The organism is Vibrio sp. TRT 17S01, assembly GCF_050113695.1.
Classification (GTDB): domain Bacteria; phylum Pseudomonadota; class Gammaproteobacteria; order Enterobacterales; family Vibrionaceae; genus Vibrio.
Genome location: NZ_JBNJOG010000023.1, coordinates 1 through 25,346, shown reverse-complemented (window position 1 = coordinate 25,346; position 25,346 = coordinate 1). Strand labels below are relative to the sequence as shown.

The 25,346-nt window shown below is 39.9% G+C and carries 32 protein-coding genes; 1 reads left to right on the top strand and 31 read right to left on the bottom strand.

Going from position 1 to position 25,346, the window contains the following annotated elements:
* Positions 1 to 230: 230 nt before the first annotated feature.
* From ACQEXS_RS21150 to ACQEXS_RS21065, 18 genes are all read right to left on the bottom strand, one after another.
* Positions 231 to 593 carry a hypothetical protein gene (locus ACQEXS_RS21150; protein ID WP_427015104.1) on the bottom strand — a complete coding sequence of 121 codons (363 nt, stop codon included), beginning with the start codon at positions 591 to 593 and terminating at the stop codon, positions 231 to 233.
* A gap of 139 nt (positions 594 to 732) precedes the next feature.
* A complete protein-coding gene (locus ACQEXS_RS21145) occupies positions 733 to 1,119 on the bottom strand; it encodes an NUDIX hydrolase (protein ID WP_427012219.1) in 387 nt (128 codons plus the stop codon).
* A gap of 724 nt (positions 1,120 to 1,843) precedes the next feature.
* Entirely contained in the window at positions 1,844 to 2,185 is a 342-nt protein-coding gene (locus tag ACQEXS_RS21140; RefSeq protein WP_427015103.1) for an SH3 domain-containing protein, read from the bottom strand.
* A gap of 295 nt (positions 2,186 to 2,480) precedes the next feature.
* Positions 2,481 to 2,804: a hypothetical protein gene (locus ACQEXS_RS21135; RefSeq protein ID WP_427015102.1), complete on the bottom strand. Its 324-nt coding sequence runs from the start codon at positions 2,802 to 2,804 to the stop codon at positions 2,481 to 2,483.
* Between the two features lie 699 nt (positions 2,805 to 3,503).
* Positions 3,504 to 3,872 (bottom strand): VOC family protein, encoded by a 369-nt coding sequence (locus tag ACQEXS_RS21130; RefSeq protein WP_427015101.1) that lies wholly within the window; start codon positions 3,870 to 3,872, stop codon positions 3,504 to 3,506.
* A 714-nt stretch (positions 3,873 to 4,586) separates the two neighbouring features.
* Positions 4,587 to 4,985 carry a hypothetical protein gene (locus ACQEXS_RS21125; protein WP_427015100.1) on the bottom strand — a complete coding sequence of 133 codons (399 nt, stop codon included), beginning with the start codon at positions 4,983 to 4,985 and terminating at the stop codon, positions 4,587 to 4,589.
* Between the two features lie 262 nt (positions 4,986 to 5,247).
* On the bottom strand, positions 5,248 to 5,640 hold the full coding sequence (locus tag ACQEXS_RS21120) for a hypothetical protein (RefSeq protein ID WP_333014582.1): 393 nt from the start codon (positions 5,638 to 5,640) through the stop codon (positions 5,248 to 5,250).
* Positions 5,641 to 6,342: 702 nt separating this feature from the next.
* A complete protein-coding gene (locus tag ACQEXS_RS21115) occupies positions 6,343 to 6,711 on the bottom strand; it encodes a VOC family protein (protein ID WP_248334822.1) in 369 nt (122 codons plus the stop codon).
* Positions 6,712 to 6,863: 152 nt separating this feature from the next.
* A complete protein-coding gene (locus ACQEXS_RS21110; protein ID WP_427015099.1) occupies positions 6,864 to 7,190 on the bottom strand; it encodes a hypothetical protein in 327 nt (108 codons plus the stop codon).
* 769 nt (positions 7,191 to 7,959) lie between these two features.
* Entirely contained in the window at positions 7,960 to 8,856 is an 897-nt protein-coding gene (locus ACQEXS_RS21105; protein WP_427015098.1) for a hypothetical protein, read from the bottom strand.
* Between the two features lie 657 nt (positions 8,857 to 9,513).
* On the bottom strand, positions 9,514 to 9,852 hold the full coding sequence (gene imm45, locus ACQEXS_RS21100) for an Imm45 family immunity protein (RefSeq protein ID WP_171345174.1): 339 nt from the start codon (positions 9,850 to 9,852) through the stop codon (positions 9,514 to 9,516).
* A 145-nt stretch (positions 9,853 to 9,997) separates the two neighbouring features.
* The gene (locus tag ACQEXS_RS21095; RefSeq protein WP_427015097.1) at positions 9,998 to 10,474 is read right to left on the bottom strand and encodes a GNAT family N-acetyltransferase; all 477 of its coding nucleotides are present in this window, start codon (positions 10,472 to 10,474) and stop codon (positions 9,998 to 10,000) included.
* A 134-nt stretch (positions 10,475 to 10,608) separates the two neighbouring features.
* Positions 10,609 to 11,313 (bottom strand): hypothetical protein, encoded by a 705-nt coding sequence (locus ACQEXS_RS21090; RefSeq protein ID WP_045062431.1) that lies wholly within the window; start codon positions 11,311 to 11,313, stop codon positions 10,609 to 10,611.
* 120 nt (positions 11,314 to 11,433) lie between these two features.
* Positions 11,434 to 12,213, bottom strand: a complete 780-nt coding sequence (locus ACQEXS_RS21085) for a DUF2971 domain-containing protein (protein WP_427015096.1) — start codon at positions 12,211 to 12,213, stop codon at positions 11,434 to 11,436.
* 134 nt (positions 12,214 to 12,347) lie between these two features.
* Positions 12,348 to 13,061 carry a hypothetical protein gene (locus tag ACQEXS_RS21080; RefSeq protein WP_427015095.1) on the bottom strand — a complete coding sequence of 238 codons (714 nt, stop codon included), beginning with the start codon at positions 13,059 to 13,061 and terminating at the stop codon, positions 12,348 to 12,350.
* Positions 13,062 to 13,215: 154 nt separating this feature from the next.
* Positions 13,216 to 13,737, bottom strand: coding sequence for a GNAT family N-acetyltransferase (locus tag ACQEXS_RS21075; RefSeq protein WP_427015094.1), 522 nt, complete (start codon positions 13,735 to 13,737; stop codon positions 13,216 to 13,218).
* Between the two features lie 146 nt (positions 13,738 to 13,883).
* Complete coding sequence (locus tag ACQEXS_RS21070; RefSeq protein WP_427015093.1) at positions 13,884 to 14,525, bottom strand: HNH endonuclease; 642 nt, start codon at positions 14,523 to 14,525, stop codon at positions 13,884 to 13,886.
* Positions 14,526 to 14,692: 167 nt separating this feature from the next.
* Positions 14,693 to 15,106 (bottom strand): hypothetical protein, encoded by a 414-nt coding sequence (locus ACQEXS_RS21065; protein ID WP_427015092.1) that lies wholly within the window; start codon positions 15,104 to 15,106, stop codon positions 14,693 to 14,695.
* Between the two features lie 347 nt (positions 15,107 to 15,453).
* Between ACQEXS_RS21065 and ACQEXS_RS21060 the strand changes: the two genes are divergently transcribed.
* On the top strand, positions 15,454 to 15,615 hold the full coding sequence (locus ACQEXS_RS21060) for a hypothetical protein (RefSeq protein ID WP_427015091.1): 162 nt from the start codon (positions 15,454 to 15,456) through the stop codon (positions 15,613 to 15,615).
* Between the two features lie 232 nt (positions 15,616 to 15,847).
* Here the strand turns inward: ACQEXS_RS21060 and ACQEXS_RS21055 are convergent, their stop codons facing one another.
* From ACQEXS_RS21055 to ACQEXS_RS20995, 13 genes are all read right to left on the bottom strand, one after another.
* Complete coding sequence (locus tag ACQEXS_RS21055; protein WP_427015090.1) at positions 15,848 to 16,627, bottom strand: SMODS domain-containing nucleotidyltransferase; 780 nt, start codon at positions 16,625 to 16,627, stop codon at positions 15,848 to 15,850.
* Complete coding sequence (locus ACQEXS_RS21050) at positions 16,624 to 17,130, bottom strand: SLATT domain-containing protein (protein ID WP_427015089.1); 507 nt, start codon at positions 17,128 to 17,130, stop codon at positions 16,624 to 16,626. The genes ACQEXS_RS21055 and ACQEXS_RS21050 overlap by 4 nt, the downstream gene beginning before the upstream one ends.
* A gap of 105 nt (positions 17,131 to 17,235) precedes the next feature.
* On the bottom strand, positions 17,236 to 17,787 hold the full coding sequence (locus ACQEXS_RS21045) for a VRR-NUC domain-containing protein (RefSeq protein ID WP_427015088.1): 552 nt from the start codon (positions 17,785 to 17,787) through the stop codon (positions 17,236 to 17,238).
* Between the two features lie 146 nt (positions 17,788 to 17,933).
* The gene (locus ACQEXS_RS21040; RefSeq protein ID WP_343430021.1) at positions 17,934 to 18,371 is read right to left on the bottom strand and encodes an NUDIX pyrophosphatase; all 438 of its coding nucleotides are present in this window, start codon (positions 18,369 to 18,371) and stop codon (positions 17,934 to 17,936) included.
* A gap of 140 nt (positions 18,372 to 18,511) precedes the next feature.
* A complete protein-coding gene (locus tag ACQEXS_RS21035; protein WP_427015087.1) occupies positions 18,512 to 19,159 on the bottom strand; it encodes a glutathione S-transferase family protein in 648 nt (215 codons plus the stop codon).
* Between the two features lie 170 nt (positions 19,160 to 19,329).
* Positions 19,330 to 19,656: a hypothetical protein gene (locus ACQEXS_RS21030; protein ID WP_427010342.1), complete on the bottom strand. Its 327-nt coding sequence runs from the start codon at positions 19,654 to 19,656 to the stop codon at positions 19,330 to 19,332.
* Between the two features lie 894 nt (positions 19,657 to 20,550).
* A complete protein-coding gene (locus ACQEXS_RS21025; RefSeq protein ID WP_427015086.1) occupies positions 20,551 to 21,036 on the bottom strand; it encodes an N-acetyltransferase family protein in 486 nt (161 codons plus the stop codon).
* A gap of 157 nt (positions 21,037 to 21,193) precedes the next feature.
* Positions 21,194 to 21,997, bottom strand: coding sequence for a DUF4393 domain-containing protein (locus tag ACQEXS_RS21020; RefSeq protein WP_427015085.1), 804 nt, complete (start codon positions 21,995 to 21,997; stop codon positions 21,194 to 21,196).
* A gap of 152 nt (positions 21,998 to 22,149) precedes the next feature.
* On the bottom strand, positions 22,150 to 22,557 hold the full coding sequence (locus ACQEXS_RS21015; RefSeq protein WP_427015084.1) for a bleomycin resistance protein: 408 nt from the start codon (positions 22,555 to 22,557) through the stop codon (positions 22,150 to 22,152).
* 148 nt (positions 22,558 to 22,705) lie between these two features.
* On the bottom strand, positions 22,706 to 23,077 hold the full coding sequence (locus ACQEXS_RS21010) for a RidA family protein (protein ID WP_039444419.1): 372 nt from the start codon (positions 23,075 to 23,077) through the stop codon (positions 22,706 to 22,708).
* A gap of 154 nt (positions 23,078 to 23,231) precedes the next feature.
* A complete protein-coding gene (locus ACQEXS_RS21005) occupies positions 23,232 to 23,651 on the bottom strand; it encodes a hypothetical protein (protein ID WP_427015083.1) in 420 nt (139 codons plus the stop codon).
* 152 nt (positions 23,652 to 23,803) lie between these two features.
* Positions 23,804 to 24,151 (bottom strand): SH3 domain-containing protein, encoded by a 348-nt coding sequence (locus ACQEXS_RS21000; RefSeq protein WP_427015082.1) that lies wholly within the window; start codon positions 24,149 to 24,151, stop codon positions 23,804 to 23,806.
* A gap of 651 nt (positions 24,152 to 24,802) precedes the next feature.
* Positions 24,803 to 25,177, bottom strand: coding sequence for a hypothetical protein (locus ACQEXS_RS20995; protein WP_427015081.1), 375 nt, complete (start codon positions 25,175 to 25,177; stop codon positions 24,803 to 24,805).
* Positions 25,178 to 25,346 lie beyond the last annotated feature (169 nt).

The window sequence follows — 25,346 nt, the reverse complement described above, 5'->3', positions numbered from 1 at the left end:
CTTAGCCTTCTATGAGCCGTCTTCTGATTGCAGTTTCCACAATGTAGAAGCGTTTCATCTTTAGACATTTACCTCTTTCCTTAATCACGAATGTTGAACCTGTGTGCTAACGCCCTGTTAAGGTGTGAAGCACGCAATAACCAAGCTGAAGCATGACACTTCAACACCGAAAACAAAGCATAGTAAAATGCCACGCGTGCTGAATCACTCTTAAACAGATTGTTATACCTTTAATCCGCAAGAGTTATATGCACAATAGACTCTCTATCCCCCCAATCCTCACAGGTATGCTTGCCATGTATTATCACTCTTTTTTGTTGCGCTTGTGCTGACAATAGTAATGAGTATACAGATTTACCAAAATCATCGAGTGTTATTGCCCATTCTAATGCTTCTTTATCCCCACACATTGGAGGAGAAACATGAGGTATAGTTGTAAACATGACTACTGGCATGCCACTTGTTTTATGCACTTTTAGATTATGAATGCTTCCACCTAGTGCTCCTGAATGTCCAGCAATAGAATTAGTGCTAGTCCAGATCACCGATAAAGTTAATAATCCTTTACCAAGGTTCCAAAGTTTCATTATCATTCAATCCTCCTTTATTTTGGTATAACGCCAAATTAAGGTGTGAACAACGCTACCACCTTAGCTAAACCATTGTGCCATAAACACTAAACTTACTTGAAGCGACGGCGCCAAGCGTTGTGAATCACTCTTAAATTTATTGTTATGTGTATAATCCTAAATGCTTTTCGATAAAGGCTAAGTCAGCGTCAAAGAAGTCACCACGAGGAATATCGGTAGGAATAAACCAGTAGAAAGTCTGCTTCCGTTCTGGGTCTACGGCTGCTGGCTCTTGGTTCGGTAGAGCCTCTAAAACTACATAACTTATTTCACCACCATAGCAATTTTGAGCAGTGTGATTACCTAGAACCCTAAGACCACTTAAACCTGTTTCTTCCCATAGTTCCCGTATAGCGGCTTGCTCACCACTTTCACCAGAATCTACCGAACCGCCTGGAAATTCAAAAACCATACCTTTACTACGCCGGTAGCGGTTCTGAATAAGAACTTTACCTTGTTTCACCACTACAGCCATTGATAGATTTTTCAAACTGTACTCCTTTCCAAGCGGATACACATAACGCCCAGTTAAGTAGTGAGTAACGCACTGACCAAGCCTCTGCAAACCGCCTAAAACACCAAACACGTCGCATAGTAAATTCGCCGAGCGTTACGAATCTGCTTGAACTGTTTGTTATGTTTTACCACAAATACATGATTTACTTGAGAAAGAACTGCCATTTCTCACTGGTTTTCTGAGCTAAACCACAAGGCTAGAACCAAATTGGCCACCAAAGGCGATTAACCTAAAACCAGTAATTCCACTTCCCTACCCAATGAGGCAACCCGACCAAGAAACAACAAGCACCCTATCTTTCCAACCAAAGCGCAAAACAATGCTGAATTGCCGAGGCAACTGCCAAGCCAAAATGCTAATTGGCTTAGAACCTAAAAGCGACTTTGAGCCAGTAAAATGAAAAGCTGACCGCCACGACCTGACAATGAAGCAACCCGCGAACATTGGCATGTTTTACGGGCGGAGTGATTCAAGAACTTAGGCCGACAATGCGGATTTGCTGAGTCTACTAGGGTCGAATTGCTTAAGGGACAAAGAACTAGAGCCTAAGACCGTTAAGTCTTTGAATTTCAAGTAAACATAACGCCCTGTTAAGGGGTGAGCGACGCAATACCGATGCCGCCGCATACCGCCTTAACCACTAAAACCAACGCATAGTAAAAATGCCACGCGTTGCGAATCCCTCTTGAACAGTTTGTTATGTACGTTGTACCGAGCGCACTGGCACCCAACCAATTTCACCCGTTGACCTCGACACTCGATACCACTCATTGAGTTCGAATAGCACTGACAGTTTTTCGCCAATGACAGTAGTAAGCTCAACATTGTCATAGTCTTCAAGCAAGATACCTTCAGAGCTTCCTTCAATCTTTTCGATATATTGAACTGGAGCCCAACCCTGCTCCCCTTCGACACTGGTTATAAAGACCCAGTTGGGAAACTCATCGTCAATTGTACCTAGAGCTACTTTGTCGCCTCGCTTCAAATAAAACGGATTGAGATATTCTGAGACGTGTTTTTCAGTAGTAACAACTTCCATACTTTCTCCAAAGTACATAACGCCGCATTAAGGTGCGAACAACGCTAATAAACACCTAAACTAAAACACTGCACCTTAAACACTGAAACCAAGTTTAAACTAAAATCGACAAGCGTTGTGAGTCACTCTTAAATGCTTTGTTAGCTTATGGCACGATAACGCTATACTAAAAGAGTTAGAACAAGATATACATCACAGTGAGAATGAGCCTCTCAATTTGATTCACTTCATAGAACATTACGACTTTACGAATAAAGAAGCCTTACCCACAGCGTATCGACTTCTTCATGGAGATTTAATATAAATTGACTGAGAATATTATCGGATTATTATCTTTGCATCCTCTTGTCATTAATTGAACCTCTTTACCACTAGCTTTAGCTGTTAATAAAGCTGAGTACAGCTCTTTTGCTAAGATATTGGTAGAGCTCATTACAAGAACAGGAGTAATACCACTACAACCACTATTATTGATGGTAACATCATATATAAATACTCTAGGATCAGAATCCCCAATAACTTGGAACCTTTTCCCCTCAAGAGTAGTTCTACCACTATCTCCATATGCAAAGGCTGTCTGTGACAAAACTAAGCTCATAAACAACATAACGTATTTCATATTTGGTCCATATTATCCAATATAAAGGCAGGACAAAAGTATGAATAGCACCTGTCACATGAACAAGAACTTAATAATTAATTTGTGAATACAAGCAAAACTTTACTTTATAAGCTAACGCCGCATTAAGGTGCGAACAACGCTAAACACCTAACCCAAACCACTGCACCTTAAACACTAAAGCCAAGTTTAAACTGAAATCGCCAAGCGTTGTGAGTCACTCTTAAATGCCTTGTTATATTTTTGAAGCCCAAAGCTAACCTATCTATTCGGTGTCATATGTACAATTACATTTGCAATCAACAATAAAAAAGACACAGACCACATAATCAAGTTTCCAACATATATTTCTATGCAAACGAAAGATATGGCCCCAGCAAGAATAAAACTAATACCGACATAAACTTTGCCTTTCCATTTTTTATAAAAATGAAGTGAGGTAAAAGCTATCAATAAAACAAACTCCATCTCCGAAACAAACAGTTCATACAAAGTTGATTTCCTCGCTATTTAGAACTTAAGCCGATATATAGCTTCCATACCTAGCTATATGGAACTGGAAATATAACGCCCTGTTAAGGTGTGAGCAACGCAATACCGATGCTTCCGCTACCACCTTAAACACTAAACGCAACGCATAGCGAAAATGCCAAGCGTTGCGAATCACTCTTAAACAGATTGTTATATGCGTACTCGAAGCTACATTGAAACTGCTTCGATTTTGTTTCCGTCTAAGTCACGTACGAATGCTGCATAGTACGTTTCACCATACTCTGGTCTTAAGCCTGGCTTACCTGCACATGAACCACCTAATTCAATGGCTGTAGCATAGAACTGGTCAACAGCTTCCTTTGAAGGCGCATTGAAAGCAATATGAGCACCATTACTTGATGCTGCTTTTCCTTCACAAGGACTTCCGACCCAAAATTCAAAGCTTTCACCATAGGCCGCTGCGATATTTTCTATATAGTGGGCACGCTTAATAGACAACGTAGAAAGAACTGAGTCATAAAAATCAACTGCTTTTACCACATCAGAAGCGCCAACTGAGACATGATTTAGAATCATTTTTAAGTCCTTTTATTGTTTGAAACTTGAAAGCATATAACGCCGCGTTAAGTGGTGAACAACGCCAACCACCAAACCTAAACCATTGTACCTTAATCACTAAATTCAATTTGAACTGAGACCGCCAAGCGTTGTGAATCCGCCTTAAACGCCTTGTTAGGCGAAGTTTCTTACCAGCGTTTAAGTGGTTTTGAAAGCAGATTACCTGAAACCCTATAGCCAACAAAGTACACACGCACTTTTTGCGATTCAAGAACCACAAAAGCCACTATGTTACAGCCAAGGTTTCAACAACCACGAAATGCGACCTTTCAGCGACAAAGTAGCTTTTAAACCTGAAAAACCTAAAGCTACGAAATAACAGCAAGAGCCAGAGCCTCGTTCAACTTGCCTTTGCCACACTTTGAGCCAGTGAAACTCGCCACCAACCAGCACCCAAAATGAATGAGGCAACCCACGAGCTTTAGCATGTTTTACGGCTGGAGATATTCAAGAATTTGAACCGACAATACCAAATTGCCGACTTAGAAAAACGAATGCTCAAAGAAAACTAAGAAGATGAGAACAAAGAACTTTTCTGCCCGTCGCCTAACGCCGCATTAAGGTGCGAACAACGCTAATCACCTAACCTAAACCACTGCACCTTAAACACTGAAACCAAGTTTAAACTGAGATCGCCAAGCGTTGTGAGTCACTCTTAAATGCTTTGTTAGGCTATGATTGTTGCATATTCAAATAATTAACTGCTCGAATCGCACTTACGAAAAATAAGAGTTGGATGACAGCTAAGAATCCTGGTACTGAACCATCAAGAAAGTACATAGTGATTAAGCCTGCGACATGCAAAAAACAGGCAAGATTTGCGGCCCAAATTTTTTCTTTTAATATAAAAATTCCCAGTATGGGGAATACCATATTTAAAGCATATGCAACATATAAATAAGATCCATCCCCACCTGCAGCTTCAATAACAATATCAGTGGCAAATATTTGAAGCAAAGACAACAACGCAAGAGGTATGCAACAAATGAAGAATGTGAATTTTAGTGTTTTCTTCGCATCTTTTGGGTCTTCAAATTCACCTTTCAAATTATTAATCATCGTTAAACTCATAAGCTCCAGACTCCCCTTCTTAACCTGATTTTGGAGGAATAAAGGTCTAGAATAATAACAAGTATATAAATTATTGATATAAATTAAGAGTAAAAGCAATACATAGATCTATCCGTATAGCCTAACGCCGCATTAAGTGGTGAGCAACGCAGACCACTGCACCTAAAGCATTGTGCCGTAAACACTTAAGCCGAAGCAAACCAAAAATGCCGAGCGTTGGGAATCCGTCTTAAATGCTTTGTTATACATATACTGCATTGCATCAATGATCTAGCAATTGTTGAACAAAACGTAAGGGGCTAATTAGAACAAATGACCACACCAACAATGAAAAACCTGTTACCTGTGTATAGGGTACAGATATGATATCAAAGTACTGAGGGAGCAAACCAATAGCTCCTAACGGCATGCAAAACATACCGATATATGTTCGAAACTCATTGATATAAGTTTCGACAAAGAAAATCGCCAATACGATTAACGAAGCCAAAATAACACCAATGAAGAACAATGGGACGTAGATTGCCCAAAAGCCCATTTTCGGATGTAACACAGGCAAAAGCTCTGAAAACAAAGCACTTATGAATACAGGAATGAATATTTTCGAAGACAAATCATCTATTGCTTTCGCATAAATTGTTCCGAAATTTTCCATTTACACCTCCATATGTATAACGCCGCGTTAAGTGGTGAACAACGCTAACCACCAAACTTAAACCATTGCACCTTAAACACTAAATTCAACTTAAACTGAGAGCGCAAAGCGTTGTGAGTCCGCCTTAAACGCCTTGTTAGGCGAAGTTTCCCACCAGTGTTTAAGTGGCTTTCAAAGCAGATTACCTGAATCCCTATTACCAGCCAAATACACACACACTTTTTGCGATTCAAGAACCACTGAAGCCACTATGTTACAGCTTCACTTTTAACGCCAACGAAATTCAGCCTTTCAGCGACTAAGGGGCTTTTGAATCTGAGAAACTAACAGCTACGAGCTAATAGCAAAAACGAAAGCTTCGATTGACTTGCCCTGACCACACTTTGAGCCAGTGAAACTCACCACCAACCTACAACAAATGCCAATGAGGCAACCCACGAATTTTGGCATGTTTACGGTTGGAGATATTCAAGAATTTGAGCCGACAACGCTTAATTGCCGACTTAGAAAAACGAATGCTCAAAGAGAATAAGAAGATGAGAACAAAGAACTTTTCTGCCCTTCGCCTAACGCCAAATTAAGGTGTGAACAACGCTACCACCTTACCTAAAACATTGTGCCATAAACACCAAACTAGCTTGAAGTGAAAGCGCCGAGCGTTGTGAATCACTCTTAAATTTATTGTTATATGCGTACTCGAAGCTACATTGAAACTGCTTCGATTTTGTTTCCGTCTAAGTCACGTACGAATGCTGCGTAGTAAGTTTCACCATACTCTGGTCTTAAGCCTGGCTTACCCGCGCATGAACCTCCCAGTTCAATAGCTGTAGCATAGAACTGGTCAACTGCTTCTTTTGAAGGAGCATTGAAAGCAATATGAGCACCATTACTTGATGTAGCTTTTCCTTCGCAGGGACTTCCGACCCAAAATTCAAAGCTTTCACCATAAGCCGCTGCGATATTTTCTATATAGTGAGTACGCTTAACAGACAACGTAGAAAGAACTGAGTCATAAAAACCAACTGCTTTTACCACATCAGAAGCGCCAACTGAGACGTGATTTAGAATCATTTTTAAGTCCTTTTATTGCTTGAAACTTGAAAGCATATAACGCCCAATTAAGTTGTGAGCAACGCTGCCACCTGACCTAAACACTTCGCTGTAATCACCAAACAAGTTGAAACCAAAAGTGCCGAGCGTTGCGAATCAGCTTGAATTGCTTGTTATGTGCGACCTTTTTTAACACCGAATACCAACTGGTATAATGTTGCAGGTTTTTCCTGATCATTCAGTTCTTTCGCATACTTAGAAGTTTTCTCGAGCACGTCTTTTGTTGGCAAAACAGCAACTGAAGCTAAACACAACAACATTGACAATACCAAACCAATTCCAGTTACATAAGAAGAAACAGAAAGGCCTAGCCCCATAGTAAACATACTGTAAACACAAAACATTATTGGATGAAGATTTTTGATTTTTTGTTTTTTTAAATAACAAAAACAAACGGCAGAGCTAAAGCAAAACAATAACCCTAGATATGTATAAGGCATAGATCCTCTTCTACTAGTTGTTCTAAAGAGCTGAATTATATAAATAATTATCATGCCACCTCAAGCACATAACGCCCTGTTAAGGGGTGAGCAACGCAATACCGATGCCGCCGCATACCGCCTTAACCACTAAAACCAACGCATAGTGAAAATGCCACGCGTTGCGAATCCCTCTTAAACAGATTGTTATGTTTTACCACAAATACATGATTTACTTGAGAAAGAACTGCTATTTCCAACTAGTTTTCTGAAGCAAACCACAAGACAGAAACCAACTTGACCGACAAAGGCGACCAACCTAAAACGTGTAAACCCATTTCCCTGCCCAATGAGGCAACCTGACCGAGTAACAACAAGCGCCCTTTCCTTCCAACCAAAGCGCAGAACAATGCTGAATTGCCGAGGCAACTGCCAAACCGAAATGCAAATTGGCCTAGAACTTAGAAGCGACTTTGAGCCAGTTAAACAAGAAGCCTACCGCCACGACCTGATAATGAAGCAACCCACGAACATTGGCATGTTTTACGGGCTGAGAGATTCAAGAACTTAGACCGACAATGCGGATTTGCTGAGTCTACTAGGGACTGATTGCCAAAGGGACAAAGAACTAGAGCCTAAGACATTTAAGCCTTTGAAATACAAGTAAACATAACGCCCAATTAAGGGGTGAACAACGCCTCCCCCCAAACCTAACGCATTGTGCCATAAACACTAAATTTGAAGTAGAAGCAAAAATGCCAAGCGTTGTGAATCCCTCTTAAATTGCTTGTTAGCATTCTTCTTCATCAAATTTTAAATCTGGTTTAGGAGTGTCACATTGCCACTCACGATTTTCAGAAATGGCTAGTATTTGTAGAAACTCTGAATAATACGCATCGACAATTTTTTGTTCAGTCATAAGAAGGCAATTTTCCAAAGAATTTGTAGCATTTACACTAAAGTTGAAAGAGCCTGTAAGAACTGCGTAAGGTTTAACTATGCTTTTCTTAATTTCTATACCTGAGGTGTACTCAATCTTCTTGTTCACCTTTGCTAAGATTATAAATTTATTATGCATCTTTGAAAAAGACTCTACACTTCCAACACAACGTATAGACTCTAGCACTGGATTACCTTCAGTTGAAAAGTTTTCAAATACACCACCAAGCTCATATGGGGTAAGTTCTAGTTTTAGTTCCTTGTACTTAGCTCTGAGAGTAGTTTTATTTCTTTTTTCTGTTATTTCTTCAGGCGTATCATTTTCATACTCTTCAGAATAGCTTGTTTTTAAATATTTTTCTTTTTCTAAAACTATCAATACATTTTCTTTACGTTTTAACGCATTAAGAATTTTATAATTAGTCAGCCAAGCAACTGCTCCGAAAACAGCATCTGCGGATTTAATTTGAGATACAACCTGACTTTCAATTCCCCTAAAATATACTGTGACGTCACCATTAGAATGCAAACTATTATCTTTAAGCATGTTCGACGATTTTTTGTCATCTAGACAACTATCTAATATACTCTGTAGTGCATCTATAACTTCATTTACATCGTTTTTAGATGCGGGCTCATCAGATGCTAATCGTGATAACTCACACTGAAGCTCTCTTATGGCGTTCGTATCTAGTGCTTCATCACTTTCTATCATATTTTTTTCTAAGGGTATTTTATTTAAGTCCATTCATTATTCCTCGTTCGAATGCTAACGCCCAATTAAGTTGTGAGCAACGCTGCCACATAGCCTAAGCACTTCGCCGTAAACACCAAACCGATTGAAACCGAAAGCGCCGAGCGTTGCGAATCAGCTTGAATTGTTTGTTAGGCAAATTTTCTGTGTACTCACTAACTTGGTTTGAAAACAGAATACCTTAAACACGATAAGCAACCAATTACCCAATGACTTTTTGTGATTCAAGAACTACTAAAGCGACTATGTTACAGCCTCACTTTTTACGCTCACGAAATACAGCCTTTCAGCGAGAAAGTAGCTTTTGAACCTGAGAAACTCAAACCTGCGAAATGACAGCGAATACGAAAGCTTCTTTGAACTAGCCCTTTCCACACCTTAAGCCAGTGAAACTCACCACCGACCAACACTGAAAACCAATGAGGCAACCCACGAATTTTGACATGTTTTACGGCTGGAGAGGTTCAAGGACTTGAGCCGACAATGCTGAATTGCCGACTAAGAAAAGCAGAGGGCTAGAGGGATTAAGAAGAATAAGACAAAGAACTTTTTTGCCCTTTGCCTAACGCCGCATTAAGGTGTGAGCTGCGCTCGGCTATACTTGAGCGAAGCGAAAATGCCGAGCGTTGAGAATCACTCTTAAATGCTTTGTTAGGCAATAGTTCCAATTTCCTGCGTATAGCCTTCTGATACTTGCACTTCAGACACTGATGTCTCGGGATAAACCCAATTAGTCCAATTTTCAATAAGCCAGGTCTTGCTAATCGCTTGAACTTTTCCTTTCGCACGCGCCTCTAATGGCAGTCCACCTTCATGGTGCCCACTTTTATAACCTGTAGTGCAAACAAGAGAAAAACCACTTTCGGAAGCTGAGTCTAAAAACAGCATAAAATCGACAACAGATTCGAATGGATAAGTCGCAGGAAATCTAAATACAGTTCCCCGCCACAAATTCTCATCTTCCAATTCTACTAATTTTTTCCATTCCATAACTGCATAATTCCTGATATTGCATAACGCCGCATTAAGGTGCGAACAACGCTAAATCTCCAAACCCAAACCACTCCACCTTAAACACTAAAGCTAAATTTAAACTGAAATCGCCAAGCGTTGTGAGTCACTCTTAAATGCCTTGTTATAACCGCCTTTCCATACGTATAAGACCCCAAACCTCACCGTCAAAAGACCTAGTATCATTTTCAATTGATGTCACTGAAAAACCCAACGATTCATAGCAATTTTTAGCTACCACATTTCGTTCAAATACCGCCAGAGACAACAAATTAGCCTTGAACTCTTCTTTCGCTAGGGCGATTAACTGGCCAAGCATCAACTTGGAGACTCCTTGCCCTCTATAGCTACCTGAGACAAACACACGACAAATTCTAAAGTGTGATTCAGATACCTTGAAGAGTTCAACATAACCAGCATTCTGATCTGAAATAACAAAGACAAAAGGAAAAACTTCTGGTTGAGAACAATGCTTACTAATTTGAACTGAAGTCAATGGAAACTCGAAGTTCGGACCACCCCATTGATAATTTAATTCATCTGAATCAATCCAACCAATAAGCAAGTCATAGTCTTCCTTTTCAAAAGCTCTAAGTTCCATTTTTCCCTCTTAGGTTATAACGCCCAATTAAGGTGTGAGGCACGCAATACCAATGCCACCGCATACCGCTGTAATCACTAAAACCAACGCATGGCAAAAATGCCACGCGTGCCGAATCACTCTTAAATTGTTTGTTATATGTCTTTGCCCATTACAGATTGGATCAAGGCATCCATTCGCTTTATCGTTTTTTGTATGACACGCTGAGTGCCTTCCTTAGTTGTGTACTGAATTTCGTCTGGATAGATGTCTTGCTCGACTAATTGTCGATAATAATCATCTCTCTTTTCTTCTTCAATTCCAGCCTGCTCACACAACTCGTCAAATGGACTGGCAGCTCCAGTAAGTGCAATAATTTCAGAACCTTTTAGTGGAGAGCTTAAAATGACCTCTCCTTGCGTTGCTTTAAAGTTATTTAAAGCATCACTGTGCTCACCCAGCCTTTCAGTGTAATTTTGTACCGCAAGAGTAAACTGCTCACACTTCCATAACTCGCAAATATTTACGATTACCTCTTCCGAGGTTGGTGAATGCTCAAAAATAGCACCACTTACTGCATTTGCTTTGTATACCCCTTTAAACCGTTCAGCATATCGCTTATCTATAGTCCAACTTGTAACACCTTCGTCTTTTTCATCGACCATTATAATTTCATATAGCTCACCTTTGTGAAGAAAGCGTTTTCTATAACAAGGAGTAGACACTGACTTGTACTTCTTAGGCAGATGTTCGGTTGTAGATTTAAGTTCTATTTCTAATTCCGCTTTTTTAGATTGGTCTTCATTCCAACCTTTTTGCCAAGCTCCTAAAGCTTTCAAAAAATCATCTGTAAACGTCATTCTGACTCCTCTATTTCATTGACATATAACGCCGCATTAAGGTGTGAGCAGCGCTTGGCTATACTTGAGCGAAGCGAAAACGCCAAGCGTTGCGAATCACTCTTAAATGCTTTGTTAACTTTAAAACTTACGAGAAACTACCTTCCATGAAGATAAATCAACGTCACAGCGAAAGATATCAATACCGCTACTCTTCCAACTTTGGATTAAGTCACTCTTTGAGCCCATATTTTCAGCCATCCAATTATAACCAAGATGCACACTTACTATAGATTCACGTGGAATTTTCAAACAATGTAAGGGACTTCCGTTTACATCTATTTCTGTCCAATCGTCATGTAAATTATTTTCAAAAGCACCAGTTTCCGACCTTTCTAAAGCGATCCTCTTAACAACTCTAACCTCTTCTTCATAAGCCCACTCTAATGATTTATAGAGAAATGCACGTTTTAAGAGATTAAACGAGCTAGGTGAAAACTTTGCGTCAGAAGATAACATTTCAACTAATTCGAAACTTGCAAGTGGGTCAATACTGTTGTTTTTTACCGATGTATAAATTACTTCACCAAATTGAGCTGGAATTACACAAGTTTTCTCATTAGTAAAATTAGCTTTGTTGGCGTCAAACCCAATAACAACACCATCATGAGAGCAACCATAATGCGCCCACATCAATGCGTTATGGGGTTGCCTTGTCAATGAAAGCAAAGCGTATTTTTTAGCCATATTTTGACGAAAAATGGTTTTTGCATGGTCACCACTAAGCTTATCCCCATCCTTGAAGCTGAAGAATGAGCCTTCAAAAGGGTCATTTAGGTCCAATATACTTCTAAAACCAATAGAACTATTCTCGATTATATTTTCTGCACCATTAAACGATACATATTTGTACAGAATCATTAGTACTCCGCTTTAAAGTTAACGCCCAATTAAGTTGTGAGCAACGCTGCGACCTTACCCGAACACTTCACCTTAATCACTAAACCAACTGAAACCGAAAGTGCCGAGCGTTGCGAATCAGCTTGAATTGCTTGTTATATGAATTTTTCATCGATAATAATGTGTGGAAACTTCTTCTTAATCGTAGTCAAAACTTCGTACGTAATTTGTCTGATTGTGTGCAGCTCTACACCAAGCACGGGATCATATTTTTCATAGAGTGCATCAATTGCAGCTTTGTCTGTAGGATCTTTAGGTAACACACGTTGTACAATCGTCGGAGAACCATCAATATTTTGAAAGTAGCCCATACCTCTTAACTTTGATAGAGCTGCGTATTTTGCTGGTAACTTTGGGTCCACATGCGCGCCACCGTCTTTATTTGCCAGATAGCCAATGATTTCTCTTCGATTGAACTCGTATTCATCATTATCGGTAGTTAGTACTGTTTCATTCCACCATTCTTCAAATCGTAACCACTTTTTATCACTGCAATCTGCTTTAGGTGCATAAAAGGTTATTGCCTCAATATCTTGGTCATACTTTACAATGACTAGATTATTGTGCCCGTATAACAAGTTGTCTTTGATCGATGGAGTGCTAGTGCTTAAAAACCTGGCATTATTACGTGCTTTTAACTGAGAAAGAAGAGACTTTGAACGGTCTGTATCATGTAATAAAACACGTAAAGTTGTCGCTAATCTTTTAGCCTCACTCAAACAGTGATTATCAAACGCCGTACACGAACTAACTAACCAATCGCAGCAGTTTTGCAGCTGCATATAGAGATCTGTTTTACTTTGCTTCACTATAACTTCCAATAATTCATATAACGCCCTGTTAAGGTGTGAGCAACGCAATACCGAAGCCGCAGCAAACCACCTTAATCACTAAAATCAACGCATAGTAAAAATGCCACGCGTTGCGAATCACTCTTAAACAGTTTGTTAGCCCTGTGGTTGACTAGTACATATAACCTAGCCAATCAAAATGTCCAACACCCCACTGCTTATCTCTGAGTGGTTTCACATACAGTTCATCAATATGCTCTACAGCGACTCCAAAGTTGGTGTGCTCGTGAAGCCTTAACCAAGACTGCATACACTGAACTTGGTAAAAGCCGTTTGTAGAGTAGAAATCATGTAACTCAGATATAAGGATTATGAAATCCACATCTTTAGTTTCAGCAAATGCCGATAATTCTGACAACATAAAAGAGCCAATACCTTGCCCTCGATAACGTTCATCAACACAGAAGTCGATTACGCCCAGAACCTTATGTATTTCCCCACCGACACTAACAACGCGATAATCCAGTCCAAGATAGCCAACCAGCTGTTCGCCTTGAAAATGAAGGGCACGCATATGAGGTAACTGCTTAAAGTAAGAACGACTTACTTGGCTGTCTGGAAAAGCTTGATTTCTTAATGCTTCGATTGCCTTATGATGCAATTCTGAAACATCTATTTCTTGTACGATTTCCATTTCGTTTCCTCGAAAAGGGCTAACGCCCAATTAAGGGGTGAACAACGCCTCCACCCAAACCTAAAACATTGTGCCATAAACACTAAATTTGAAGTAGAAGCAAAAATGCCAAGCGTTGTGAATCCCTCTTAAATTGCTTGTTAGCTTTATTTTTCAACAAACCTCTGGTAGTGCTTCTCCAAGGCCGATAAGCAAACTTTTAGATTAACTTTCTTGCCAGCATATTTCTGATAATAGTCGCAACAGCTACCGTCAACCTCAACAATCATTGACAGCGGGTTAATTGAAATAAGGTAAAGATCAAATAAAGTGTGTATATCTGCCCTTAACAGTAAACCGTGATCTGGAGAAATACTCTTGGTTTCGGAATAAGGAATTACATGAGCAGCTTCTAATGCACTGGGAGTAGCACATTGAGTTATTACACACGCTCCGTTATAGAGAGAAAGTACTGCATTACGAAACTTAGGCTGCCCCTGCCTATTTTTGATGATTGAGTATGTTTCTTTATCAAGGTATTTTTCAACAATGTTGAGTTTCGTTTTTCCAAGTAGCTCTTCTATACTCTTTTCCGTAATGCTCTCGACACTGGAAGCATATTCAGCTGGTAGGTACCCCTTACCATCCGCCCACTTATTTATGATTGAACGAGATGAAGCGTCACTTGCATATTTTTGCATGTAGTCACGTCTTACTATTGTTGACACACTACCACGACTCATACCTAGCTTTTGCAAGTTATTATCTAAAGCCGATTTTTGCTCAATATCTAATGGTGGAATCTTCATAATACCTCTTAATTATTGTCTAGATACTCGATCTAAATCGTAAAGCTAACGCCGCATTAAGGTGCGAACCACGCTAAAACACCTAGCCTAAACCATTGCACCTTAAACACTAAAACCAAGTTTAAACTAAGATCGCCAAGCGTTGTGAGTCACTCTTAAATGCTTTGTTATACATTTGATTTATAATGAGCTTTAACTGAATCTACAAAGTCAGCCTTTAATTTATTAACAGAGACAAAGGTAGCTGAAGGAGTATCTAAAAACAAATCTGTCAATTCTGAGACTAACAGGTTAGCTTTCTGATATACCTCGTTGCTACTCAGCAACTCAATAAGAGCTAGATCCTCATCGATTGGGGGAATATATGCTGCGTAGTTTCTAGCACGATCTAAATCCAGAGCACTGATCGCAGTTGACACTTTTACTAAGAATGAACTGTAAATTAGATCCAATTGCTCTTTTTTCTTTTGACGATCATTCATTTCAAGTTCCAATTTTTTCAGTTTGTATGTTGACACATAAGTAATAACTGCACCAACCACTACACCAATAAACCCGATCAGAGAAGTTAGTAATTCCAAACCCATTCCTTATTTTGATGAAAATGTATAACGCCCAATTAACGTGTGAGCAGCGCAAACACTGAACTTAAACATTGCGCCGTAAACACTAAACTCAACCCGAAGTGAAAGCGCCGAGCGTTGCGAATCACTGTTGAATTGTTTGTTATGTTTTACCACAAACATATGATTTACTTGAGAAAGAACTGCTATTTCTCACTGGTTTTCTGAGCTAAACCACAAGGCAAGAACCAACTTGACCACCAAAGGCGATTAACCTAAAACCAGTAATTCCACTTCCCTGCCCAATGAGGCAACCCGACCAAGAAACAACAAGCACCCTATCTTTCCAACCAAAGCGTAAAACAATGTTGAATTGCCGAGGCAACTGCCAAGCTGAAATGCTGCTTGGTAATGAACCTGAAAGTGACTTTGAGCCAGTTAAACAAGAAGTCGACCGCCACGACCTGACAATGAAGCAACCCGCGTACATTGGCATGTTTTACGGGCTGAGAGATTCAAGAACTTAGACCGACAATGCGGATTTGCTGAGTCTACGAGGGACGGATTGCCAGAGGGACAAAGAACTTCAACCTAAGAACTTTAAGCCCTTGAAATACAAGTAAACATAACGCCAAATTAAGGTGTGAACAACGCTAACACCTTACCTAAAGCATTGTGCCATAAACACTAAACTGGCTTGAAGTTAAAGCGCCGAGCGTTGTGAATCACTCTTAAATTTATTGTTAGGGCATTTCACTGTCACGGTATTAGCTTTTTGATTTCCTCTTCAGCAGAGTAAGGCATCCCTTGCGACTCAAGTCGCTTTACTTCCGCAACGATATTATGAGCTCGGTTGACTGCATTAGTTTTCCATTGAGGAGCAAAAAAACCGACACTCAAGTTTTCTACTGCTGTAAAAAAGTAATCTTTTAAATCAGTACAAAACCAGAAGTTCATATTGATAACTTCTTTTTCCAACAAAAATGACTCGAACGGATATGAATTTTGTGCATTCCAGTACTTCAGTAACCGAACTAAAGGTTTGATCTTGCTATTGTTTGAGACATTGCAATTTGTCAGCTCAGCATTAAAGTCGTTAGGATCCGTTTCTATCCATTCCGAAAATTCTGATGCCGGAGCAGGGATTTGCAACCCATGAAACCATGACTCAATAGCGGGGACGATTTCAAACCGTATGTGGTTCAAGTTAAGCACTATTGTCGGTGAAGATTGATATATTTCCGAAGAAGAGTAATAGACCTCTACAAAACGTCTGATTTTTTGTAAATAAGTACTTGGCTTATAATCGGAATTACTGAACACAACCATGTAGTCTATATCAGATTTTCCATCCATACTACGTGGCAATATTGTCCCTCTAGTAGAAGACCCAAACCTAAACTTTGTTTTTATTTCTGAACCAAAATAGATAGCTAACCTTGTCTCTAATGTCGTAATCGAACGGTTTATTGACTCCAATTCAGCAGACGATAACACTGCGTTTGAAGACACGCTGTTTAAGTAAGAAAGAACTGTCATGATTTATCGTTATCCACCTTGTAATTATTGGTTCCAGATTCAATATCCGTTTTAGCCTTGCGATAAGCACGGCCAGATATCGAAAAGCTTGTAGTGTTTAGTTCATCTCTGCGTAAGAATAAAGCATCTAGTTGTTTCTTAAGTTTCTTTTCGTCATGCTCTAAGTGCACTTCAATTTCATAGAACCACCTAGACTGATTTTTGAGTGTCCCAAAAGCGGCTCCAGAAGATTTGTGACTATTTTGACGGGCGTTTGGGTCTAAAAATGTGCTTAAAGCACTTAAGATAGCTACAAGAACACTGATATAACCCGCAGCTACAGTGTTCTCCGAGAACGCGCTAACACTCGCCACACCAGCTAAGATCGCAGCAGGTATTCCAATCCAATAATGGATGCTCTTCCAATTATCAGCACAATTATAATGTCCTTTTGAAGAATAGAGTGCGTCTTCTTCAATACGCTTTGCTTCTTCAACAAGCTTTTCTACAACTGTATTACTCAAAATTTCCTCCTGTGCCCTAACGCCGCATTAAGGTGTGAGCGACGCTTGGCTATACTTGAGCGAAGCGAAAACGCCAAGCGTTGCGAATCACTCTTAAATGCTTTGTTAGTTGCGTTCTATCCATGCTTGCGGAATAGAAACCACATTTAGCTCATAGGACTTAGGTTCATACACCTGATGTTCTTCCGCAAGATAAGCCACAGCGACATCACAGCCTAAAACAGACTTAATTTGTTCCATGCATATTAGCTGGGATTTGGATATGCGATCTGCTTGTTTCTTAACTTCAACGAACAAAACTGAACCATCATCTTTATATAGGAATAAGTCCGGTTCCCCTGAAGTTAAACCTTGCCTTAGAGACTTGAACATTGCCAACCTAATTGGGTCGATATATTTAGCGACCATGGCACGCCCTTGATTGTACTTGTCATTATTTAGCTCCCAGTCACCAAGCGCATAAAATGCTGTACCCTGCCACGCTAATTCAAGATACTTTTTAAGAGCATAGTATTCTCCAAAGTGATAATTAGGCTGGTTGAAAACATCTTTAGGTACAAACAATGATTCTGGGATCCAATCCTTTTCACCTTCCTTCCATGTATCAAGGAGTGCATTTGGATACGTAAATACTGTTTCTTTTAGTACGAACTTCATTAAATTTCCTATGAGCAACTAACGCCCAATTAAGTTGTGAGCAACGCTTCCACCGCACTGATGCACTGCACCGTAATCACCAAACTGATTGAAACCGAAAGCGCCGAGCGTTGCGAATCAGCTTGAATTGCTTGTTATGCGATTTTTCAAAGATTGCGATTAAGCCTTTGATTAAGCTCCCATAAAGCTATTCTGTTTGAGTCATATTTCAAAAGTTCACTAGCCTCTTGAAAACCACACCAACGAAATTTTGTATGCTCATTTGATAGCTGAGGCTCAGTAGACACCCGAACTGAAAAAGAATATTCAGGTACTACAAACTGATGATTAGTCCAATTTTCATGACCAGCATAGTACACCTTTGGGAGCATACACATTGAGTCCAATTGCTGCCAATCACTGCCAATTAAACCAGTTTCTTCTTTAAGTTCACGCTTTGCAGCCTCGATAGTGGATTCACTATCTTCACCGCCACCTGAAACCGCTTGCCATACACCATTATCACTTCGTTTTCCGATTAAGTACCGAGGTTGTTCATTGAATATTCGATACGGAAATACTAATACTTGAAATGGTGCTCTCATTGATTTCCCCTCTAATCGCATAACGCCGCATTAAGGTGCGAACAACGCTAAACACCTAGCCTAAACCACTGCAACTTAAACACTGAAACCAAGTTTAAACTGAAATCGCCAAGCGTTGTGAGTCACTCTTAAATGCTTTGTTATGAGTATGATTTAAATGGCGTAAGATCTATACCTTCGATATCACAAACGGCCTTAATCGTTGGATTTGCACAAAGCCGATTCAAGTATGCAGCTAGATGGTTGAAAGTAAGTGGTGACTTCTCTATTGGTAAAGACCACTCCGCGAGCATAAACAGGAAATAATCACATGCAGTTAGTGTATCACCAAGCAAGTATTCATTGTGCTCGAGCTGGTCATTGATAATAGATAATGCATCCGCAATTCTGTCGTCTTGTGCCGCTACAACATTTGGAATAGTTGCTTCATCATTAGTATGGCGATGAGGGTAATAGCGAACCATCAATTCTGCTTGCAGCGTATTATTCAGAAACGCTAGCCATTGATAAAATAAAGGTCGTTTAAGGTTACCTATAGGTGGCATCAAATTTGACTCTGGGTGCAATTCGCAGATATGCATACAGATAGCTGGACTTTCGAAAATTGGTTGTTCATTTACAACTAACGTCGGAATTCGACCTGCGGGATTAAGCTTAAGATAATCTGCTGATTTCTGAGAGTTTGACTTTTTATCAACCAACAATAACTCATAGTCGGCATTCAAGTGATGAAGCAAAAAATGAGGAGCTAGGCTCGCATTATTTGGATAGTAGTAAAGCTTAAACAAAATTGGCTCCTTGCCTCTAAAATTGGGGAATACTCATAACGCCGCATTAAGGTGCGAACGACGCTAAAGCACCTAACCTAAACTGCTGCACCTTAAACACTGAAACCAAGTTTAAACTGAGATCGCCAAGCGTTGTGAGTCACTCTTAAATGCTTTGTTATGTTTACTACTTACCTTCTGATTTCGGCATAATTTAACTCTTCATGATTCTTCCAACTAGAGTGACATTCTCCAGTGCCATGAACTACTACATCTTTTTGAGCAGCAAACGCTGTTAATAGCGCAGATGTTAATCCTGGTTTATCAGCTGAAGAGAGTACATATGCGCCACTATAAGCACACTTGGATACTTTGGGCTCGATAGTAATGAACATTTTTTCATTTATACCACTACCATAAAAACTTAAGCTAGCTATCTTTCCTATGTTCACAGTATTTGCATAGACAGGTATCGAAAGAAGTGTAGAAAGTACGAATAAACTAATTTTTTGAATCATATAAACCTCAAAATATTTACGTATATGAGCGTTATAACACCCCGCTTAAATGGCAACTAGCCATAACCCCATAAGTAAACAGAACCAAAAGTAGCGCGTGTTTTTTCTCACGTGGAGTAGCTTGTTACTATGGCGGTTACCAGAGGGACAAAGAACTAAAACCTAAAACCTTTAAGCCATTGAAGTACAAGTAAACATAACGCCCAATTAACGTGTGAGCAGCGCAAACACTGAACTTGAACACTGCGCCGTAAACACTTAACTCAACCCGAAGTGAGAGTGCCAAGCGTTGCGAATCACTGTTGAATTGTTTGTTATGTTTTACCACAAACATATGATTTACTTGAGAAAGTACTACGATTTCTAACCAGTTCTCTGAAGCAAACCACAAGGTAAAAGCCAACTTGACCACCAAAGGCGATTAACCCAAAACCTGTAATTCCACTTCCCTGCCCAATGAGGCAACCCAACTAGCTTTCAACAAGCACCCTGTCTTTCCAACCAAAGCGCAAAACAGTACTGAATTGCCGAGGCAACTGCCAAGCTGAAATGCTGATTGGCTAAGAGCTTAAAAGCGACTTTGAGCCAGTTAAACAGTAAGCCAACCGCCACGACATGACAATGAAGCAACCCACGAACATTGGCATGTTTTACCGCCTGAGAGATTCAAGAACTTAGCACGACAATGCGGATTTGCTGAGTCAACTAGGGACGAATTGCCAGAGGGACAAAGAACTAGAGCCTAAGATATTTAAGCCCTTGAAATACAAGTAAACATAACGCCAAATTAAGGTGTGAACAACGCTAACACCTTAGCTATACCATTGTGCCATAAACACTAAACTGGCTTGAAGTGAAAGCGCCAAGCGTTGTGAATCACTCTTAAATTTATTGTTAGCCGTACATTGCCCAACGGAAATACGGACGTTGACCATCCATCCGTTCAACTTCTGCACCTAACTTTTTGTAAAACTCGTGTGCCTTGGTGTTGTGTGGACTAGCTGTCCAAGAAATATGAGAAGTTAATGACTTTTGAGCTTCCGTTTTCAAAGCATGCATAAGTTCTGCACCGTACCCCTTTGACCGATGATTACTAACAACTAGAAGATCATCCAGCCAAATAGACTGCTCACCAAGAAAGGATGAATAACGATAATGGAACAAGGCGAAACCCTGAACTTCACCATCGACTTCCAATAGCAAAGCGTGGGCAAACGGATAGTCACCAAATAAGGTTCGTTCTATCTTCTCTTTCGTCGTGGAGATTTCACCGTCGAATCCTTTCATACTTCGGTCAAACTCAGCTTTGTGTCCAATAAGTTCTAACAACTTACTGGAGTCCTGCTTGATCGCTTTCCTTACGTTCACTTTGTTCTCCATAACTCAAGTTTCCGGTTGTCGGCTAACGCCCAATTAAGGGGTGAACAACGCCTCCACCCAAACCTAAAGCATTGTGCCATAAACACTAAATTTGAAGTAGAAGCAAAAATGCCAAGCGTTGTGAATCCCTCTTAAATTGCTTGTTATATTTTTTTGTTCAATTGATACATACACTTGCAAACATTTTCCCTAACGGTGTAACACCAACGTACGCTCGCTTTATTTCACCTTTAGTATCTTCATTCGTAACATTTTGTATTGTATTTTGAATATGGGCTTCTGATTCAAGTGGTTTATATACATCTACGTTACTCAAAGAACCTGTTTCGCTGAGGAAAACTAAACCAAGGCGTTCCAGATTAACCAATGCAGCAGCGCATAGATTATGGTTTTCACATTTAGCACTTCGGGAAATATGGGAATACTTTTCAATTACAGTACGAGAACCACCCTGAGTTTTTCTACGTTGCAGAACATTTATATATGGCTGCATTCCGTATCGAGATAAAAAGGCCATTATCTTGGCTTCATCCGGTGACATATTTCTAATAATCTCTACAAAACCTGGATGAGCAGAATGGGATGTTTCTTTGTTCATAGAGGAAGCCAGAAGTGATGCATACATATCACTTAAAGACTCTTTGTGACCAACGTATTTCAATGATTCTAAAGTCGGTCCAGCAATACTTAAATCTGGAGTCTCGATATTTTCAGGAGGAACCGATTCTAATTTTTTGGCTACTTTTGTATGAACGAACTCTTCGATTCGTTCAATACCCCATACCACCCCTCGTAATGGTGATAATGCAGCATTCACGGCTCTACCCACAGTACCCAGAGCTTTTCCCGTTTCTTGGGCTAAAGGCTGTACTGCATCTTGATATACAGGCACTTTCTCTACCAATCCAGAAACAGCATTAATTGTGCCTTCTACGCTGCTTTCTGTACTCTCATTACTCATAAGTTTCTCCCAAAATATAACGCCGCATTAAGGTGCGAATAACGCTAAAACACCAGACCTAAACCATTGTACCTTAAATACTGAAACCGAGTTTAAACTGATATCGCCAAGCGTTGTGAGTCACTCTTAAATGCTTTGTTATGTGAATTCTGTTAAAGGACATCCTGACAAAACCTAAACAAGTACCCATCTGGCGATTGCACAATAAACTGCTTTTGTATAACAGACTTGGTACCACATTCATACGATTTAGATTCGAGCATTAGATAAATCGAATCGTTAGATTTCGAGCAAACTTCACTATATAAGCGTTCAATATCGTTAACGTCCCATTGAAAGTTCACACCACAGCCCAGTGGAAACTCGGGTTTACCAGTAAGCCACTTTCGGCTTTTACTCGATAAACCTTCTAGCATTAAATCGACACCATCTAGTGTTAAATATACAAACTGTTCTTCTGGTCTTTCATATTTGACGGAAAAGCCAAGAATATCTGTGAAGAAAGCTTTACTCACATTTATATCGATACAATACAGTTCTGGAACTACTCGTGATGTCATTATTTTCCCTATTCACATAACGCCCAATTAAGGGGTGAACAGCGCCTCCACCCAACCTAAAACATTGTGTCATAAACACTAAAATTGAAGTAGAAGCAAAAATGCCAAGCGTTGTGAATCCCTCTTAAATTGCTTGTTATGTTCGTACTTACAGCGCTACGACGGCCTCAATTTCTATCTGCAAATCCGCGTGAATTAGCTTGGACACTTCTACCAGTGAGCATGCTGGTAAATTGCCGTCATAGAAATTGAAAAGTAGCTCTCGAATACTGCCTAACATTGACATGTCACGAACAAAAATTGTTAGTTTCACCAGATCACTTTTTAAGCGTTTCTCTAGCCTAAGAACTTCTGAGATTTGCTCCAAGATCTCTTTAGCTTGCTCTGCTAGGCCAAAAGCTTGAGCTTCTGTTCCATAAGCTGTAAGCCCTGATATATAAAGCGTTTTATTGTGCTTTGTTGCATGGACATAAGGCCCTGCGATTTGAGGCAAGCTTTCGTAAGTAATCCGTTCAACCACTTGATTTCTCCCTAGAACATAACGCCAAATTAAGGTGTGAACAACGCTAACCACCCTACCTAAAGCATTGTGACATAAACACTAAACTGGCTTGAAGTGAAAGCGCCGAGCGTTGTGAATCACTCTTAAATTTCTTGTTATGTGAATTCTTCTCTTATTCATCGCTCTTTCTATTTTTTAAATTCTCATTCTCAAGTTCTAACTTTTGAACTTGAAGTTCCAATAGCCTATCTAGATTCGGTTGAATAAAAACAAACCATCGAATAAAACCGATTAACATAACTATAAACCCGGATAGCAACATTCCAACAAATACTCTTTGTTCGAACCTTTTATCTGATGGTTTGATGCTTATTAGTTTCTCAACAGATAACAACTCTAATTTTTGTTTTTCTGAAGGGTTAGTAATACTTTTAAGCTCAGCAGATTTTAAAGCTAACTGAATAAACTCATCATTGTATTTCTCTGTCGACAAGTTAAAAAAGTAGCCCCCTGCCAGTACCAACAACAACCCAACTATCGTAAGAAACTTATACAGATTGTCCGTAGGTATCGTTACGTTTGCTTGATACATACTCGTAAAACTCCATATTCACATAACGCCGCGTTAAGTGGTGAACAACGCCAACCACCAAACCTAAACCATTGTACCTTAAACACTTAAGCTGACTTAAACCAAAACCGCCAAGCGTTGTGAATCCGCCTTAAACGCCTTGTTATGTGAATTTACACAGCGCACAAATGATTTAAAGGAGCCCATGCCAACTCTTTCGGGCTACCCAATTTACTACTCCAGATCCAGCCGTTTAACTCATGTTTTTTTACTAGAATTTCACCGATAGCCAAACGATGCTCCTTGGCGAAATAATCCTCAAGTGCCGTTACCTCGCCATTGTCGATAGCTAGTATTTGTTTAGGAACCCAACCTTCTTTGTTTTCCCCTCGGCAGAAAATCCAGTTTGCCCAGTCACCTTCTGGATTGGATTCCTCTACAAACTGCAATTTTTCGCCTAGAACTATTCGAATAGGCGATTCTGGAGCATCTTGATATTCTTTAACGACTTTGTATTCCATAGTTTATTCCACTCCATTCACATAACGCCGCGTTAAGTGGTGAGCAACGCTACCACCCTACCTAAACCATTGTGCCGTAAACACTAAAGCTGAATCAAACCGAAAATACCAAGCGTTGGGAATCCGTCTTAAACGCTTTGTTATGCGTATGGTCTATTATTACTAATTGACCCAATCAAATAAACAGAATATCATACTTGAACTTCTGGGTGCATAGGTAGCGCGGGGGAGTGGGCTGAAGCTGTGGAATTGATTGTTTGGCTAATTTCGAACTTAACCGGGACGTACCAACAAATAACTTCACATTTCTCAACTCACTCTGAGTTCGACTCTCAGTTGCAAGATTGCCCTAAGGAGGTGCACATGGATAAAAACAGACTAACTTCAGCTTATGAAACACTAAAAAAAGCAGTGGTCAAGACTGTCGATTCTAACTTCTTTAGCTACACTCTCTTGTTGCTAGGATGGTGGTTTGTCCCCTCGCTTCCTATGTATCTAGAATCTTCCCGCTTATACGCATAACGCCCAATTAAGTTGTGAGCAACACTGCCACCTTAGTAAAACACTTCACAGTAATCACCAAACCAATTGAAACCAAAAGCGCCGAGCGTTGCGAATCAGCTTGAATTGCTTGTTAGCTGGATTTTTTCATCATCGTATTAAACCTTTTTTGCGCATTTTGGTGACAAAGGAAGAGGCATACCCCGTGAGATGACTACCATCATCACTGCGATGGCCATTATCATTGCCCGCTATAATTTCAGTTCCGCAATAGTCCTTAAAATATTCAATGCACTTTTCACCAATGCCTTGTCTAAGATATTTGGAACCTTGCCTATCAAGAAACATATGTGTAATTAAATGAAAATACTGATTACATTCTTCTCTTTGATCGAACTCAAACCGCCCAATTTCCTCACCTCCACTATCAGACACAACAACTGAGAATTCATTAACGCAAAGTGTAATATTTTCTCCTTGCAAATCGTACACTCGTACGTCTTCGCTACATTCTATTAAACGCATACTACTCCCTCTGTACCATTCAGCTAACGCCGCATTAAGGTGCGAACAGCGCTAAACACCTAACCCAAACCACTGCACCTTAAACACTGAAACCAAGTTTAAACTGAGATCGCCAAGCGTTGTGAGTCACTCTTAAATGCTTTGTTATGTGAATTTTTCCAGCGCACTC

Bases quoted from the DNA above. Each gene is read 5' to 3' on its own strand.
- ACQEXS_RS21150 (WP_427015104.1), bottom strand. From the start codon at position 593: ATGATAATGAAACTTTGGAACCTTGGTAAAGGATTATTAACTTTATCG.
- ACQEXS_RS21140 (WP_427015103.1), bottom strand. From the start codon at position 2,185: ATGGAAGTTGTTACTACTGAAAAACACGTCTCAGAATATCTCAATCCG.
- ACQEXS_RS21135 (WP_427015102.1), bottom strand. From the start codon at position 2,804: ATGAAATACGTTATGTTGTTTATGAGCTTAGTTTTGTCACAGACAGCC.
- ACQEXS_RS21130 (WP_427015101.1), bottom strand. From the start codon at position 3,872: ATGATTCTAAATCATGTCTCAGTTGGCGCTTCTGATGTGGTAAAAGCA.
- ACQEXS_RS21125 (WP_427015100.1), bottom strand. From the start codon at position 4,985: ATGAGTTTAACGATGATTAATAATTTGAAAGGTGAATTTGAAGACCCA.
- ACQEXS_RS21120 (WP_333014582.1), bottom strand. From the start codon at position 5,640: ATGGAAAATTTCGGAACAATTTATGCGAAAGCAATAGATGATTTGTCT.
- ACQEXS_RS21115 (WP_248334822.1), bottom strand. From the start codon at position 6,711: ATGATTCTAAATCACGTCTCAGTTGGCGCTTCTGATGTGGTAAAAGCA.
- ACQEXS_RS21110 (WP_427015099.1), bottom strand. From the start codon at position 7,190: ATGCCTTATACATATCTAGGGTTATTGTTTTGCTTTAGCTCTGCCGTT.
- ACQEXS_RS21105 (WP_427015098.1), bottom strand. From the start codon at position 8,856: ATGGACTTAAATAAAATACCCTTAGAAAAAAATATGATAGAAAGTGAT.
- imm45 (WP_171345174.1), bottom strand. From the start codon at position 9,852: ATGGAATGGAAAAAATTAGTAGAATTGGAAGATGAGAATTTGTGGCGG.
- ACQEXS_RS21095 (WP_427015097.1), bottom strand. From the start codon at position 10,474: ATGGAACTTAGAGCTTTTGAAAAGGAAGACTATGACTTGCTTATTGGT.
- ACQEXS_RS21090 (WP_045062431.1), bottom strand. From the start codon at position 11,313: ATGACGTTTACAGATGATTTTTTGAAAGCTTTAGGAGCTTGGCAAAAA.
- ACQEXS_RS21085 (WP_427015096.1), bottom strand. From the start codon at position 12,213: ATGATTCTGTACAAATATGTATCGTTTAATGGTGCAGAAAATATAATC.
- ACQEXS_RS21075 (WP_427015094.1), bottom strand. From the start codon at position 13,737: ATGGAAATCGTACAAGAAATAGATGTTTCAGAATTGCATCATAAGGCA.
- ACQEXS_RS21070 (WP_427015093.1), bottom strand. From the start codon at position 14,525: ATGAAGATTCCACCATTAGATATTGAGCAAAAATCGGCTTTAGATAAT.
- ACQEXS_RS21060 (WP_427015091.1), top strand. From the start codon at position 15,454: ATGTTGAATTGCCGAGGCAACTGCCAAGCTGAAATGCTGCTTGGTAAT.
- ACQEXS_RS21055 (WP_427015090.1), bottom strand. From the start codon at position 16,627: ATGACAGTTCTTTCTTACTTAAACAGCGTGTCTTCAAACGCAGTGTTA.
- ACQEXS_RS21045 (WP_427015088.1), bottom strand. From the start codon at position 17,787: ATGAAGTTCGTACTAAAAGAAACAGTATTTACGTATCCAAATGCACTC.
- ACQEXS_RS21040 (WP_343430021.1), bottom strand. From the start codon at position 18,371: ATGAGAGCACCATTTCAAGTATTAGTATTTCCGTATCGAATATTCAAT.
- ACQEXS_RS21030 (WP_427010342.1), bottom strand. From the start codon at position 19,656: ATGATTCAAAAAATTAGTTTATTCGTACTTTCTACACTTCTTTCGATA.
- ACQEXS_RS21025 (WP_427015086.1), bottom strand. From the start codon at position 21,036: ATGGAGAACAAAGTGAACGTAAGGAAAGCGATCAAGCAGGACTCCAGT.
- ACQEXS_RS21020 (WP_427015085.1), bottom strand. From the start codon at position 21,997: ATGAGTAATGAGAGTACAGAAAGCAGCGTAGAAGGCACAATTAATGCT.
- ACQEXS_RS21015 (WP_427015084.1), bottom strand. From the start codon at position 22,557: ATGACATCACGAGTAGTTCCAGAACTGTATTGTATCGATATAAATGTG.
- ACQEXS_RS21005 (WP_427015083.1), bottom strand. From the start codon at position 23,651: ATGTATCAAGCAAACGTAACGATACCTACGGACAATCTGTATAAGTTT.
- ACQEXS_RS21000 (WP_427015082.1), bottom strand. From the start codon at position 24,151: ATGGAATACAAAGTCGTTAAAGAATATCAAGATGCTCCAGAATCGCCT.
- ACQEXS_RS20995 (WP_427015081.1), bottom strand. From the start codon at position 25,177: ATGCGTTTAATAGAATGTAGCGAAGACGTACGAGTGTACGATTTGCAA.